Annotated in this window: 16 protein-coding genes; 6 read left to right on the forward strand and 10 right to left on the reverse strand. The window is 63.3% G+C overall.

Annotated elements, in window-relative coordinates; translation table 11 throughout:
- Window positions 1-30: 30 nt before the first annotated feature.
- The 5 genes from HKK80_RS11625 to sdhC form a co-directional block, all read right to left on the reverse strand.
- Window positions 31-879 carry a translation initiation factor eIF-2B gene (locus HKK80_RS11625; RefSeq protein WP_411799764.1) on the reverse strand — a complete coding sequence of 283 codons (849 nt, stop codon included), beginning with the start codon at window positions 877-879 and terminating at the stop codon, window positions 31-33.
- A gap of 92 nt (window positions 880-971) precedes the next feature.
- Entirely contained in the window at window positions 972-2,813 is a 1,842-nt protein-coding gene (locus HKK80_RS11630) for an FAD-binding protein (RefSeq protein WP_411799765.1), read from the reverse strand.
- A 765-nt stretch (window positions 2,814-3,578) separates the two neighbouring features.
- Window positions 3,579-4,469 (reverse strand): succinate dehydrogenase/fumarate reductase iron-sulfur subunit, encoded by an 891-nt coding sequence (locus HKK80_RS11635; protein WP_411799766.1) that lies wholly within the window; start codon window positions 4,467-4,469, stop codon window positions 3,579-3,581.
- Between the two features lies 1 nt (window position 4,470).
- A complete protein-coding gene (locus HKK80_RS11640; RefSeq protein ID WP_411799767.1) occupies window positions 4,471-4,842 on the reverse strand; it encodes a succinate dehydrogenase in 372 nt (123 codons plus the stop codon).
- 2 nt (window positions 4,843-4,844) lie between these two features.
- Window positions 4,845-5,237: a succinate dehydrogenase, cytochrome b556 subunit gene (sdhC, locus tag HKK80_RS11645; protein WP_142444015.1), complete on the reverse strand. Its 393-nt coding sequence runs from the start codon at window positions 5,235-5,237 to the stop codon at window positions 4,845-4,847.
- Between the two features lie 148 nt (window positions 5,238-5,385).
- Between sdhC and HKK80_RS11650 the strand changes: the two genes are divergently transcribed.
- Both HKK80_RS11650 and HKK80_RS11655 read left to right on the forward strand, forming a co-directional pair.
- Complete coding sequence (locus HKK80_RS11650; protein ID WP_411799768.1) at window positions 5,386-5,535, forward strand: hypothetical protein; 150 nt, start codon at window positions 5,386-5,388, stop codon at window positions 5,533-5,535.
- Between the two features lie 11 nt (window positions 5,536-5,546).
- Window positions 5,547-5,990 (forward strand): hypothetical protein, encoded by a 444-nt coding sequence (locus tag HKK80_RS11655; RefSeq protein WP_411799769.1) that lies wholly within the window; start codon window positions 5,547-5,549, stop codon window positions 5,988-5,990.
- 31 nt (window positions 5,991-6,021) lie between these two features.
- Here the strand turns inward: HKK80_RS11655 and HKK80_RS11660 are convergent, their stop codons facing one another.
- Both HKK80_RS11660 and HKK80_RS11665 read right to left on the reverse strand, forming a co-directional pair.
- Window positions 6,022-6,639, reverse strand: coding sequence for a histidine phosphatase family protein (locus HKK80_RS11660; protein WP_411799770.1), 618 nt, complete (start codon window positions 6,637-6,639; stop codon window positions 6,022-6,024).
- Between the two features lie 403 nt (window positions 6,640-7,042).
- Window positions 7,043-7,282, reverse strand: a complete 240-nt coding sequence (locus tag HKK80_RS11665) for a hypothetical protein (protein WP_411799771.1) — start codon at window positions 7,280-7,282, stop codon at window positions 7,043-7,045.
- 130 nt (window positions 7,283-7,412) lie between these two features.
- Between HKK80_RS11665 and HKK80_RS11670 the strand changes: the two genes are divergently transcribed.
- Genes HKK80_RS11670 through HKK80_RS11685 form a run of 4 tightly spaced genes read left to right on the forward strand, consistent with a single transcriptional unit; the run spans window position 7,413 to window position 9,780 of the window.
- Entirely contained in the window at window positions 7,413-7,820 is a 408-nt protein-coding gene (locus tag HKK80_RS11670; RefSeq protein ID WP_411799772.1) for a hypothetical protein, read from the forward strand.
- A 40-nt stretch (window positions 7,821-7,860) separates the two neighbouring features.
- Complete coding sequence (gene msrB, locus HKK80_RS11675) at window positions 7,861-8,271, forward strand: peptide-methionine (R)-S-oxide reductase MsrB (RefSeq protein WP_411799773.1); 411 nt, start codon at window positions 7,861-7,863, stop codon at window positions 8,269-8,271.
- Window positions 8,272-8,904, forward strand: a complete 633-nt coding sequence (msrA, locus tag HKK80_RS11680) for a peptide-methionine (S)-S-oxide reductase MsrA (RefSeq protein WP_411799774.1) — start codon at window positions 8,272-8,274, stop codon at window positions 8,902-8,904.
- A 48-nt stretch (window positions 8,905-8,952) separates the two neighbouring features.
- Window positions 8,953-9,780 carry an enoyl-CoA hydratase/isomerase family protein gene (locus HKK80_RS11685; protein ID WP_411799775.1) on the forward strand — a complete coding sequence of 276 codons (828 nt, stop codon included), beginning with the start codon at window positions 8,953-8,955 and terminating at the stop codon, window positions 9,778-9,780.
- Window positions 9,781-9,783: 3 nt separating this feature from the next.
- On the opposite strand, the gene bioB is transcribed toward HKK80_RS11685, so the two are convergent.
- The 3 genes from bioB to HKK80_RS11700 all read right to left on the reverse strand — a co-directional run bounded on the left by bioB (window position 9,784) and on the right by HKK80_RS11700 (window position 12,729).
- Window positions 9,784-10,881: a biotin synthase BioB gene (gene bioB, locus HKK80_RS11690; RefSeq protein WP_411799776.1), complete on the reverse strand. Its 1,098-nt coding sequence runs from the start codon at window positions 10,879-10,881 to the stop codon at window positions 9,784-9,786.
- Between the two features lie 86 nt (window positions 10,882-10,967).
- The gene (locus HKK80_RS11695; protein WP_411799777.1) at window positions 10,968-11,354 is read right to left on the reverse strand and encodes a hypothetical protein; all 387 of its coding nucleotides are present in this window, start codon (window positions 11,352-11,354) and stop codon (window positions 10,968-10,970) included.
- A 97-nt stretch (window positions 11,355-11,451) separates the two neighbouring features.
- The gene (locus tag HKK80_RS11700; protein WP_411799778.1) at window positions 11,452-12,729 is read right to left on the reverse strand and encodes a DHH family phosphoesterase; all 1,278 of its coding nucleotides are present in this window, start codon (window positions 12,727-12,729) and stop codon (window positions 11,452-11,454) included.
- Window positions 12,730-12,862: the final 133 nt, after the last annotated feature.

Below are 12,862 nucleotides of genomic sequence, written 5' to 3' on the forward strand. Positions count from 1 at the left end.
GCTGGCAGTCGGTGGTGGAACGCCGGCAGGTCAGATGTCGTGAACCCCGGTATCGGTGATCAGCGTATCGATGAGTTCGACCGGTGTCGCATCATAGGCCGGGTTCTCGATGGTGATCCCCTCGACGGGTTCAAGCATCACCTCCGAGGGATCCCGGTACTGATTTTCAAACACGAACCCCTCCTCGATCACCTTCGCGCCGGAGCCGACGGCGACGACCGGCACATCCAGTTGGTTCGCTGTCGCCGCCAGCGGGAAGGTGCCAACCCGGTTGTACAGCGTGTCGTCGACAATGCAGTCCAACCCGATGATGACGCGGTCACACTCCGCGAGATAGTGGCCCATCGCGTTGTCGACGATCAGGTGTGGCTCAACCCGATCGATCGCCGACAGCATCCGCGCGGTGCCACGGCCGATATATCGGGGCCGGGCCTCCATCACGTAGGCATCGAGATAGTGGCCCTCCTGGGCGGCGGTTTCGACCGCAGCCAGCGCGGTCGAGGAGAAATCGTGTGTCATGAACGTCTCACCGTCTTCGAAGGTGTCGGCGGCATGCTCGGCGGCCCGGCGTTTGCCGGTTTCGATGTCGTCGACGACGCGGTCGATCGTCTCGCGGGTGAGCTCCTTGGCGTCGGCGACGGTGTCGGTGACATCGACAACCGAGCGTTCGACCGCCCGCACCGCGTTGTGGAGGGAGGCATGCGAGGGGTTGGCCCGCCGGAGCGCGCCGGCGTTGCGCTGGAGGTCGAGTTCGAACTCGTCGACGGAGGCGTACTCGCGGTCGAGCAGCTCCGACAGCGCTTCGGTCGCCTTGATGGCGATTGTCGAGGAGCTGTGGGAGTGCATCCCCTGAATCTCCTCGACGGTCTCATTAATCATACCTCAACGTATTTCCCTCGGGCAAAATGTGTTGCGGGCGCGGGTCGACCACCGGAGACGATGCCACACAGCGGCGCGATCGGCGTCGACGCTCAGTAGCTCCGGGTTTTCGGCTCGTAGGTCTTCTCTTCGCCCTCAAGGATGACCGGCCGGTACCACAGCTCCGGGGAGCCATCGTTCCACGACAGCAGCGTGTGTTTCAGCCACTCGTCGTCCTTGCGCTCCTGGTGTTCGGCCCGCCAGTGAGCCCCGCGGAACTCATCGCGGGCGAGCGCGCCGACGGTGATCGCCTCGGCAAGATCCAACAGGTTTCGGGTCTCGATCGTCTGCAACAGATCGGTGTTGAACGTCTGGGAGGGATCGGAGACAGCCACGTTCTCGTACTCCTCTCGTGCCTGGCGGATCTCTCGGAGTGCCTCTTTCAGCCCATCTTCCTCGCGGAAGACGTTGACCTTCGCGGTCATCGTCTCTTGAACGTCGGCCCGCACCTCCGAGTGGTGGATCCCGTCGCTGTTCAGCAGCTCATCGATTCGCTGGCGCGCCTGTTCGACGGTAGTGTCAAGGACGGAGTCGGCGTCAGCCGAACCGCCTGCGGCGACAGCTCCGCCGTCGGCAACGGCGTCGCCGAGTGAGCCGGGCTCGCCGAGCTTGACTGGGCTGTCGACGGTCGCGCGCTCGAACTCACCGCGTTGGCCGGTCTCGATTTCAGCGGGCTCCATCTCCTTGCCGGCAGCGTGGTAGCCCGCGCGCTTGCCGAAGACGATGAGCTCGGGGAGGGCGTTGCCGCCGAGGCGGTTCGCGCCGTGAACGGAGGCGCAGGCACATTCGCCGGCGGCGTAGAGGCCGCCGACGCAGGTCTCGCCGTTCTCGTCGGTCTCGATGCCGCCCATGGCGTAATGTTGGCCGGGTTTGACCGGCATCGGCTCTTCGAGGCCATCCGCGCCCTCGAAGTCCTCCGCGAGATGGAGGATGTTTTCGAGGCGGTCGAGGATGCGCTCCTCGCCGAGATGGCGCATGTCGAGGTGGACGTACTCGTCTTCGATGCCGCGGCCCTCGTTGACCTCGGTGAGTTCAGCGCGGGAAACCACGTCACGGGAGGCGAGTTCGCCGTCGTTGTTGGCGTAGCCGTGTTCGAACATGAACCGCTCGCCCTCGTTGTTATACAGTATTCCGCCTTCGCCACGAACGCCCTCGGAGATGAGGACGCCAGTCGACGGGAGAGTGGTGGGGTGGAACTGGATGAACTCCATGTCCTCCAGCGGGACGCCGGCGCGGTAGGCCATCGCTTGGCCGTCGCCGGTACAGGAAACCGCGTTGGTCGTGTGGTCGAACGCTTGGCCCGGGCCGCCGGTCGCAAGGATGACGCCATCGCGGGCCTTGAAGCCCGAGACTTCGCCGGTCGCCACGTCGTAGCCGACGACACCGTGGCAGTGGCGATCCTCCGGGCGTTCCTCGTCGGTGACCGCGAGGTCGAGAACGTGCCACTCGTCGTAGACCTCGATGCCCCGCTTGACGACCTGCTCGTACATCGTATGCAGCAGGTGGTGGCCGGTTTCGGCACCGGCGTAGGTTGTCCGGGGGAACGACAGCCCACCGAAGGGTCGCTGGGAGACGCGGCCATCGTCCTCACGGGAGAAGGCCATCCCCCAGTGTTCGAGCTGAATGACCTCGTAGGGGCTGTTCTGACAGAGCGTCTCGATCGCGGGGGCGTCGCCCAGATAATCGGAGCCCTTCATCGTGTCGTAGGCGTGATCCTCCCAGGAGTCGGCATCCCGGAGGGCGGCGTTGATTCCGCCTTCGGCCGCGCCCGTGTGGCTCCGCACCGGGTGGAGTTTCGAGACGATAGCGACATCCGCACCGGCCTCGTCGGCGGCGATTGCAGCCCGGAGTCCGGCCCCGCCCGCGCCGACGACGACGACATCGTGTTCGTACATAGTTGAGTAGTGTTGGGTTTGTGCTCGTGAGCGTTACCAGCAGTCTCGGGAGCACGGGCTCGGCTGCGGCCGTCTCGTCGAGCCAGCCCCGACTGTCGGCGGCCGAGCGATGGTGCTCCCAACCATAGCTATGCCAACGGGAGGCACGGAGTAAAACATTCGGATTCGACGGGCCACCGCCGCGCTAACCCCGACTGCTGAGCGCGCTGGCGGAGCCATCCAAGGGCAGCGAAGAGACCACCTACATCATGGTAGAATACACTGCGAAAGAATAAATATTTTACACAGAAGCGATAACTATTGCTGCTATTACACTATTTGACTAATACGTTGCAGAATCTTTTAGTAGCTTTCGACGCGTTAACCAACTGGTCGTGTGCCACCCGCCACGGCCACGCCCGAGACCGTTCATTGTACCGACTCCCCTTGGCGGGTCGACCCACATCCACCGCCGTCCCGCCTTTCGAAGCAGCAGTCCGATGGTAAGGCGTTCTGCCGCTCACCGTGAGATGATCGGTCGCCGGTCAGTCACTACTCAATGTCCATGAGGTGCCACCAGCAACCAGTTTACGAACCGGGTTGCGACAACGTTTAGCCCATCGCGGACAGTTGAACAAGCGGTCGCTTGCATTCGCAGCGGCCGGCCGACAGGATTCATTGTACCACTCGGCGGCGGTTCAGCCGGCAATCCCCGGCGGTGCCGCCGTCGTTCGGCTCACAGACCACCAGCAGTGCGCATAGATGGTGTAAAACGGTCGCCAGTGTCTACCAGAACTTCAGATTCTTCTTGACGGCTTCGCGTTTCAGCTCCTGGATGTGCTCGGTCAGCGGGATATCCTTCGGGCAGACGTTCGTACAGGAGAACTGGGTCTGACACCGCCAGACGCCGTGTTCCTGTTCGATCGTTTCGAGGCGATCCTGCGTCTTCTGGTCGCCCTCGCGGTCGTCCATCGCAAACCGGTAGGCCTTGTTGAGCGCGGCCGGGCCGAGATACTCGTTGTCACCGGCGGCGATGTTACACGAGGAGAAACACGCCCCACACCAGATACACCGCGTCGACATCTTGACCTTCTCGCGGTTTTCGCGTGACTGTCGCTGTTCCTCAAGCTCGCCGTCCGGTGTCTCGTCGGGATCGAAGTAGGGATCGACCGCCTCCATCTCCTCGTAGAAGTGATCCATGTCGACGACGAGATCCTTGACAACATCCTGATGCGGCAGGGGTTCGATCCGGATCGGCTCCTCTAGCTCCGAGATCTGGGTCTTGCAGCCGAGTCGCTGCTGGCCGTTGATGAAGAAAGCATCCGAGCCACAGACCGCCTGCCGACAGGAGTGCCGGAAGGTGAGTGAGGGATCGAACTGATCGCGGGCGTAGATCACGGCATCGAGGACGGTCATCCCCTTCGTGAAGGGGACGTGGAACGTGTCGAACCGCGGCTCCTGTTTCTCCTCGACCTCGGGATCGTAGCGGAAGACCCTGATCTCCCGTGTGTCGTCGGCACCGTCGGGTTCGTGTTCGGTCTCGGTGGTCTGGGTGCCGACATCTCGGCGCGGCCCAGCAGCGTGGTCGTGGTCGTGCTCCGACTCGGTTTCGGCCGGCTCCGTCGACTGTTCGGCGGCCGATTCCTCGGATTGCTGTTGTGGTGGGTGTGTGCTCATGTTAGAAGACCCCGATGCCTGCCCAGGCGTTTGCGGTGCGAATCCCCTGAACGAGGAGGATCCCGCTGGCAACGACGAGTGTCCATTTGACCACTTGGCGTTTCGTCCCTGTCAACCCTTGGTTGATGAGAGCGTTGTAAACCCCGTTGACGCCGTGGAACGTCGCCGTGATCAGGAACAACACCATCAGCGAGTAGTACGTCCAGGTCTCCATCCGCGATTGGCTCAGCGCGAACGTCACCTCGTCGGCGTGGTAGACGAAATGCAGCAGGAAGAAATGGAAGGCAAGCACCACGACGAGAAACGCTGCCGTAATGCGCTGCCAGAGCCAGAGTCGCCCGCCCTCAGTGAACGAGGAGTAGTGTTCGGCCATCGTTAGAACGCCCCCGCGATGAACGTCGGCACCGAAGCGACCGTGATCGCGCCCGTCAGGATCACCGACGCATAGAAGCTCTTGTCCTGTGATTCGAGTCCGACCCCAAGATCGACCAACAGCAGCCGCAGGCCGTTGAGGATGTGGAAGACGGCGACCGCCAGCAGCCCGACCTCAAGGATGCGAACGAGCAACAACCCTTCGAGCGTGACGATCGTATTTGTGTACATCTCCGCGCCCTCCATGGCGGTGCTGAGGACGGCGATGTGGGTGAAGAGATACCCCACGAGCACCCAGCCGGTGAACTTGTGGAAGATCCATGCCCACATCCCGGCGGAGAACTCCCGCCACCGGCCGAAGCTCTCGATTGTGCCGCGATTGTACGACTGACTCATATCGTGTGTGGGTGCGTCCCGCGCTGGTATAGAAGTTACGTCGTCGACTGTTCGGAGCACAGATCATATCAGTTACACCGGTGAAGCGCTACCCGGCGATCTGTTGGTGAACGAAGTTTTATACTGCTGGCTGGGCTAAAACTGAGCAATGAGTCTGCAACCTGCCGATGACGACACTGAAACGGGATCAGAAGAAGATGACCCCGTCATCCCGGCGGGTGTGCTCCGTGGTATTGAGGATATTTCCGATGAGAACACCGCGAGCAAAGCTGATCTCGAATCGATTCTAGAGTCCTAACTGCGGTTCCCGTGAGCGAAATTCCACTAACCGACGAGGAGACTCGGGCCATTTTTGCGGGAGAAGCGGCGTCGAATCTGCGTTCGCTTGAGCAAAGTGAGCAAGAACAGATAATCAAGCGATTGTGTTCTATTCTCGAAAGCGACGCAAAACCAAGCTCGCTACGCTACGAGCGGATCGGACTGCTTGACATCTACGCAGTCGGTGACCAGATCAGACTCTACACCAAAGTTGTCGACGAAATACCGCGTGGTGACGCCGAGTACCATCTCATCTACCTGTTCTATATCGATGACGATCACGACTATAATCAAACTGATCTCGCCACATACAGTCCAGCAGCTGAGGCAAAACTACAGGAGGCAACATCGCTGGAAACAGTTCATGACGTGGAAGCGTATCTCAACAGGATGAATGCAGTAGATGCGGCCGATCTGCGTGACCTGCTCGACTGAGATCGGTGTCGCCGAGTACAAACTGCTGCTGTTAGTCGAGATGGTCAGTCTTGCCCGAAAATCCGAGCTCCCAGCCGTCAGCAACGCGGTCGATCCGGGTGAGCCCACAGAGTGGCGCGTCGACACCCTCGGTCGAGCCGACGAGACCGCGGACGACGCCGCCGATGGTGAGCCCGTGGCCGATCATGAGCACCCGACCCTCGTGGGCGTCGGCGATTCGGCGGGCGGTCTCGCCGGCGCGCGCTTCGGCCTCGTCGTGGGTTTCGGGGAATTCGGGGACAACAAAGGGTTCGTGGTCATCGCGGATCGGATCGAAGTAGTCCGCCAGCGTTTCGAACGAGAGCGTGTCTGGCTCGCTGTCGAACCACTCACTGTTGCGGTGTTCGCCGAGGCCAGGTTCCAGCCAGCCTGTCCCACCGATCTCCCCACAGATCTCAGCGGTCGTCTGGACGGCCCGGAGAAACGGCGAACAGTAGATCGCCTCGAAATCGATGCCGGTGTCGGCGAAAAATCGGCCACATCGCCACGCCTGCCAGCGACCAAGCTCGGTCAGCCCCGGATCGTGAACGCGGGCGGCGGTCAGCTCCCAGTCCGGATCGACCGTATCCTGCCGTTGCCCGTGCCGAACAACCCATACCGTATCGGTCATGACTGGGGTCTCGGGACAGCGGCCTATAGCTGTGGTGGCCGCGCCGTCCGACTGGACAGCTGTCGACCCGGCGGTATCGACAGTCGAGAAACAGCACACCAGCGGTTGAAACGATTGCGGTTCCTTCCACCACACAACCCGCTCGGAGAGACGACTGGGAGCCGTCAGTGGAGGGCCGAGGCGTGGGCGAGACAGATCACGGTGGAACGGACAGGTGGAGAGGGCCGAGGGGTCAGTGGTGGACAGTCACGGGTTGGGAAGCCACCCATATTATGCCATCTACCGTCCCTCGTTCCAAGCGTCTGTAGGTGTCCCAAACTCGTCTACCCCCACCGAAAGTATATTCCCCTCCACCAAGATCGTTGCAGGCAACGAACAGATGTCGGATCAGAGCCCCCACGAGCTACTCTACACTGTCAACCGACGGTGGGACTGCCTGCAGGCGATCGTCGAGGAGCCCCAGGAGAAACGCGAGCTCGTCGACACGCTGTCGATGCCGCGGTCGACGCTGGATACGGTCGTCAGAGAGCTCGAAGGGGCGGATCTGGTGAGCTATCACAACGGCGTCTGGCAGCCGACCGTCGCCGGCGAGGCCACCGCCGAGGTGTACGCCGACAGCGTCGGCTCGATCCGGTCGATCCACGCCGCGGGCCAGGTGTTGTCGCCGCTGTCAGGCGATCACGAGCTGCCGACGGCGGTGCTTGAGGGAGCTGACAGCTATCCGACCGAGGAGTCGGTGCCCGACGCGGTGCTGACGGAGTTTCTCGATCGGGTTGCCGACGCCGACCGGATCCGGGGGGTCGCCGCGCGCGCTCTCGGGGTATACGGATCGGGTGTTCCGAACCGCAGCCACCAACGACACCACCCTGGAGATGACACTCGCCGACTCCGTCTTCGCACAGCTGTCGTCGATCGATCCGGAGACCGTCGCCGACCGCCTCCAGCGGGAGCTGTTTTCGGTTTACAGCGCGCCGGTCGACGCCGAGTTCGGGTTCTGGATCGGCACCGACCCCGACCACGTGGGGCTGATCGTCTACGCCGACCGCGGTATCCATGGGATCGTTGTCAACGACACGCGGGAGGCCGTCGAATGGGCAACCGACCGGTATGCGTCGATCCACCGCGACGCCGAGGAGGTTACCCCGGCGGACGTGCCCACAGCCGAAAACGAGCCCGTCTAACCCCCGCGAGAACTATACCGCTGTAACACCTTGATGGGGTATGAGCAATCAGCCCGATCACCAACACCCCGACACCGACGACGAGTGGCGACAACAGCTCTCAGCCGAGGAGTACGAGATCCTCCGGGAGGCCGGCACGGAACCGCCCGGCTCATCACCGCTGTTGGAGATCAGCGACGATGGCGTCTTCCAGTGTGCCGGTTGTGGCCAGGAACTGTTTACGACCGACGAAAAGTTCGAGTCCGGCACCGGGTGGCCAAGCTTCTACGATCCAGCCGACAGTGATGCCGTCGAAACACGCGCGGATCACAGCCTCGGGCGCACCCGCACCGAAGTCGTCTGTAGCAGCTGCGAGGGCCACCTGGGCCACGTCTTCGAGGACGGCCCGGAGCCGACCGGGAAACGCTACTGTATCAACGGGCTCGCACTCGATTTCGACGCGGAGGAGTAGATGGCACCGACAGCCGAGCAGATCACGGCCTTCGACCGTGCCGCACCCGACAGCGACGCGACCGAGACGGCGACGTTCGCGCTGGGCTGTTTCTGGGGGCCAGACGCGCAGTTCGGCGCGCTTGACGGTGTCGTCCGCACCCGCGTCGGCTACGCCGGTGGCACGAAAACCGACCCGACATACCACGATCTCGGCGATCACACCGAAGCGTTCCAGGTCGACTACGATCCCGCAACGCGATCGTTCGCCGAGCTGCTCGATCTCGTCTTTCGGAGCCACGATCCGAACGAACAGACACGGAAAACGCAGTACCAGAACATCGTGTTCGTTGCGACCGCCGACCAGCGTGAGACGCTGACCGACTATCTCGACGCCAACGGCTACACGGCCGATGGGATCGCAACACGGATCGAACAGAGCCCGCGGTTTTATCCGGCCGAGGACTACCACCAGAAGTACAATCTCCGAAACAAGCGGTCGATCATGAGTGCCTTTGAGGACGCCGGCTACGACGATGAGGCGATCCGGGAGTCGCCGGCGGCCGCAACGCTCAACGGCCATGTTGTCGGCCATGAGGTGAGCGACGCCGATGCCCTCGGCATCGGGTCGAATCGGAGCGTTCACAGCACCTGATCGTCGCCGAGACGGAACGTTGAATCGCCGTCCGCCGGTAAGTCGAGTATGGAACCAAACAGCGACGACAGCGACACGACCACCACCGAGTTCGAAACGCTCCGAACGGAGCGAACCGACGGCGTCGCCCGGGTTATCCTCGACCGGCCGGACGAGCTGAACACGATCACGCCAGCACTCCTCAACGAGTTGGCGACCGCAATCGACACCCTCGACGCCGACAGCGACGTTCGCTGTCTCCTTCTCTCCGGGGCGGGCGACCGCGCGTTCTCGGCCGGGGCCGACCTCTCGGCGTTGGCCGCCGACGGGATGACCGCCACCGACGGCGTCGAGCTCGCCCGCACCGGCCAGCAAACATTCGGCAAACTGGAGGCCTGCGACACGCCCGTTATCGCCGCCATCGACGGCGTCTGTCTCGGCGGTGGCATGGAGTTGGCGACCGCGGCGGATCTCCGGATCGCCACCGCCGACTCGACGTTCGGCCAACCCGAACACAACCTCGGCCTGCTACCGGGGTGGGGCGGCACCCAGCGACTGCCGACTCTGATCGGCGAGAGTCGCGCCAAGGAGATCATCTTCACCGGCGACCACTACAGCGCAGCGGAGATGGCCGACGACGGGTTTCTGGCCCGCGTTGTCGATGGCGACGACGAGGCGTTCGAGTCGGCGGCGATGGAGCTCGCCGAAGGGCTGGCGGCCGGCCCACCGATCGCCCAAAAATACACGAAACGCGCGATGCGAGCCGGCCGCAACGACACCGACGCCGGCCTCGAAATCGAGGCTCACGCCTTCGGGCAGCTACTCGATACGGCGGATTTCACCGAGGGCGTCAACGCGTTCGGCAACGACGAGGAACCGGAGTTTACCGGCGAGTAAAGTTCAGTCGTCGGCACGCGAGTCGACCGCGTCGCCCACGGCGTCGGTGTCGGAACCCGCTGCTCGTTTGACGCGCTCGGGATCGAACTCGTTGACCGCGGTGTTGGGCTCAAGGCCGGCATCCTCGATTACCTCGATGTCGGTCGCGGCGTCCTGTCCACCGGTCGTGAGATAATCGCCGGTAAGCAGCCCGTCCGCACCGGCCTCGAAGGGCCAGTGCTGTTCGTCCTCGGCGAGGTTGACCTCGCGGCCACCCGTCAAGCGAACGCGGGCGGTCGGATGGAGCAGCCGGTAGACGGCGATCGTCTTGATGAGGTCGGGTTTCGAGATCGCCGCCGACTCGCGGTCGCCGAGCGGCGTGCCCGCGACCGGATTGAGGATGTTGACCGGCAGCGACGAGACGCCTAGTTTCCGGAGTTCGAGGGCGGCGTCGACACGGTCGGCCGGCGTTTCGCCCATCCCGAGGATGACGCCGGCACAAAGATCCATCCCCGCGTTCTTCGCGCGCCGCAAGGTCTTCAGCCGATCCTCGAAGGAGTGTGTCGAGACAATTTTGTCGAAATACCGTGGGGAGGTCTCGATGTTGTGATTGTAGTGGTTGAGCCCCTCGTCGGCGAGAATGTTGGCTTCTTCCTGGGTGAGTAACCCGAGGCTGGCGTCGATTTCGACAGCCGTCTCATCGCGGACGAGCCGAACCGCCCGAAGGACGTCCGCCCACTCCTCAGGTCGCTTTTCTTTGCTCACACCCTTCTCGGCGACGACGATGCCGAACCGCTGTGCGCCGTCGGCTTCGGCGCGTTTGGCGGCCGCCAGGATTTCCTCAGGATCGAGGAAGCCGTGGGTCTCGATGCCGGTATCGAAGTGCGCCGACTGGGCACAGAAGCCGCAGTCCTCGGCGCAGTTGCCGGCTTTGGCGTTGACGATGCTGCAGGCATCGACGGTGCCGTCGCCGAGGGTCGCCCGTACCGTATCGGCCGCCGCCGCGAGCTCCTCGACCGGCTGCGCTAACAGCGCGATGGCGTCCGTGCGGTCGATCTGGTCGCCGTCGAGAACGCGGGCGACGGCGTCGGCGATCGTCCGGTTGTCGGTCTCGTAAACCACACTCGGCTGTGTCGTTTACGGGATAATAAGTGTCGGGGAGAGCAGCCGCCCGGTCGCGCGTGATCGGCGGCGCAGTCGGGTCGGTGTTAGCTCTGTGCCCACTCGACGGCGGTGTCGAGACGGTCAAAGCTCTCGACCTCAGCATCCGGAATATCCATGTGGGATTTCACCGCCATGGCGGCGATCCCGTCGGAGACAAAGCCGACCTTGTCAACCCCGGTGTACTCACCGTTGGCCGACCACTCCTCACCCATGTACTCCTGGGTTTCCTTGGCGAGATTGGTGCCGTCACCGAAGACAGCGATCGTCGCCTCGATGTCGTCCTGTGTTCCACGCTCGCGGTAGTGGTTGCTGGCGGCTTCGAGATCCTCGTCGGCGAACCCCTGCCACCCGTTCATGAACCAGATACCTACGCTACCGCGCGTTTCGAACTCCCACTCGTAGTCGTCAGGATCGGGCATTTGAGATGCCATCAGTGCAATAGATCAAAGGGCTGGAAGACACTTAACAAGCCCGCCGCTTGCCGGCGTTTTTCTGTCTCATCGACACGTGTTGGTCGCTATCTGATCGCTACTCGGTCGCCGCGTCGTCGACGCCGCTGTCGGCTGTTTCGCTGTCGCTGTCGGCTGCCTCACCATCGCTATCAGTCGTCTCCTCGTCGCTGTCCGCCGCAGCGTGCTCCTCGGCGACCCGGCGGAACGCCTGGAGGATCACCCGTTTTGCGGCCTCACCTTCGGTCGTCCAGTGGTAGGCGTAATCCATCATATCGTCGTAGATGTCGGGTTTGCAGCCCGCGGCCTTCGGGTGGCCGCCGCCATTGACCTGGCGGGCGACCAGGTGGGCTGACTCGAAGCTTTCGCCGCCGCGGATGCTCGCGCTGCCGGAGGGTTTGACGATGATCGCCGCATCAGCACCTGCCGCCTGAAGCGCGTCGGCGACCTCATTTTGCGAGCAGCGGCCGTAGGTGACGCCGACCGTCCACGGGCCGATCGATTTGTAGGCCGCACGGTCGACGGCTTTCTCGATCAGCTGCTCCTTTTCGACGCGGCGGTCGGCGATGTAGGCCTCGACAACCGCCGGCAGCGACGCGCCGTAGGCGCCGACGACAGCCGCGTACTCGGCGGGATCGGTCCAGAAGGCGTAGTCGGCGAGATCCTTGCTTCGGGGATCGTCGTTGATCCACAGATCGTGATCGCGGGTCACGTCCGCCAGCTCGGTGAACCGGTCGTCGAACTCGTAGTCCAGCGAGCGCAGCGTCACGTCCGTGCTGCACTCCTCGTCGGAGTCGCCGATGACGAGATCGACGCCCGCATCGCGGACGCCGGCGGCCGCATCCGCCGGCCACTGGTGGTGGTCATACCACGAAACGCGGTCGCTCTGCTCGACGACTGTCCCGAGTGGATCGGCGACCGACTCGTAGGCGTCAGGCGAGATATCGCAGACGAAGACGTCGATCCCGCTGTCGCCGTAGGCGGCGACGTATTCGAGCGATTTGGTTAGCGAATGTGGGCCGGCGGCGATGAGGCCGACCGTCGATTCCGGCAGCTCCGGCTCGTTGTCGATGACGCCGCCATCGTCGCTGTCGTCGGACAATCTGTTCTCGATCGTCTCCAGAAACGGCTCCACATCGCAGGCTGCGTCGTAGGCCTCGCGGATCAGCGCGACACAGCCCAGCCCGTCAGCGTCGGAGTCGGTGACGACAACCGCCTCCGCGTCCTCAAGGGCGGCTTTGGCGCGCTCCTCGCTGCGGCCCTCGTCGAGTGAGTCGGGATAAAAGAAGCCCGTCCCTGGCAGGAGCGACCGGCGGTCGATGGGGAGTTCGCTGCTGTCGATGAGATCGTCGTCCATGGGTCGCCGTCGTCGGCAACGCCCAAAACTCTCCCGTGTTGCGGATGCCAGCACACCCACCCTGAGTTGACGATGCCAACGCAACCTCGCTGTGGTGGCGACGACATCACAACCACTACCACCCCCCATCGCC

The organism is Halonotius sp. F2-221B (assembly GCF_046719765.1).
Classification (GTDB): domain Archaea; phylum Halobacteriota; class Halobacteria; order Halobacteriales; family Haloferacaceae; genus Halonotius.

Bases quoted from the DNA above. Each gene is read 5' to 3' on its own strand.
- HKK80_RS11695 (WP_411799777.1), bottom strand. From the start codon at position 11,354: ATGGCATCTCAAATGCCCGATCCTGACGACTACGAGTGGGAGTTCGAA.
- msrA (WP_411799774.1), top strand. From the start codon at position 8,272: ATGGCACCGACAGCCGAGCAGATCACGGCCTTCGACCGTGCCGCACCC.
- HKK80_RS11700 (WP_411799778.1), bottom strand. From the start codon at position 12,729: ATGGACGACGATCTCATCGACAGCAGCGAACTCCCCATCGACCGCCGG.
- msrB (WP_411799773.1), top strand. From the start codon at position 7,861: ATGAGCAATCAGCCCGATCACCAACACCCCGACACCGACGACGAGTGG.
- HKK80_RS11650 (WP_411799768.1), top strand. From the start codon at position 5,386: ATGAGTCTGCAACCTGCCGATGACGACACTGAAACGGGATCAGAAGAA.
- HKK80_RS11660 (WP_411799770.1), bottom strand. From the start codon at position 6,639: ATGACCGATACGGTATGGGTTGTTCGGCACGGGCAACGGCAGGATACG.
- HKK80_RS11640 (WP_411799767.1), bottom strand. From the start codon at position 4,842: ATGGCCGAACACTACTCCTCGTTCACTGAGGGCGGGCGACTCTGGCTC.
- HKK80_RS11635 (WP_411799766.1), bottom strand. From the start codon at position 4,469: ATGAGCACACACCCACCACAACAGCAATCCGAGGAATCGGCCGCCGAA.
- HKK80_RS11625 (WP_411799764.1), bottom strand. From the start codon at position 879: ATGATTAATGAGACCGTCGAGGAGATTCAGGGGATGCACTCCCACAGC.
- HKK80_RS11630 (WP_411799765.1), bottom strand. From the start codon at position 2,813: ATGTACGAACACGATGTCGTCGTCGTCGGCGCGGGCGGGGCCGGACTC.
- sdhC (WP_142444015.1), bottom strand. From the start codon at position 5,237: ATGAGTCAGTCGTACAATCGCGGCACAATCGAGAGCTTCGGCCGGTGG.
- HKK80_RS11685 (WP_411799775.1), top strand. From the start codon at position 8,953: ATGGAACCAAACAGCGACGACAGCGACACGACCACCACCGAGTTCGAA.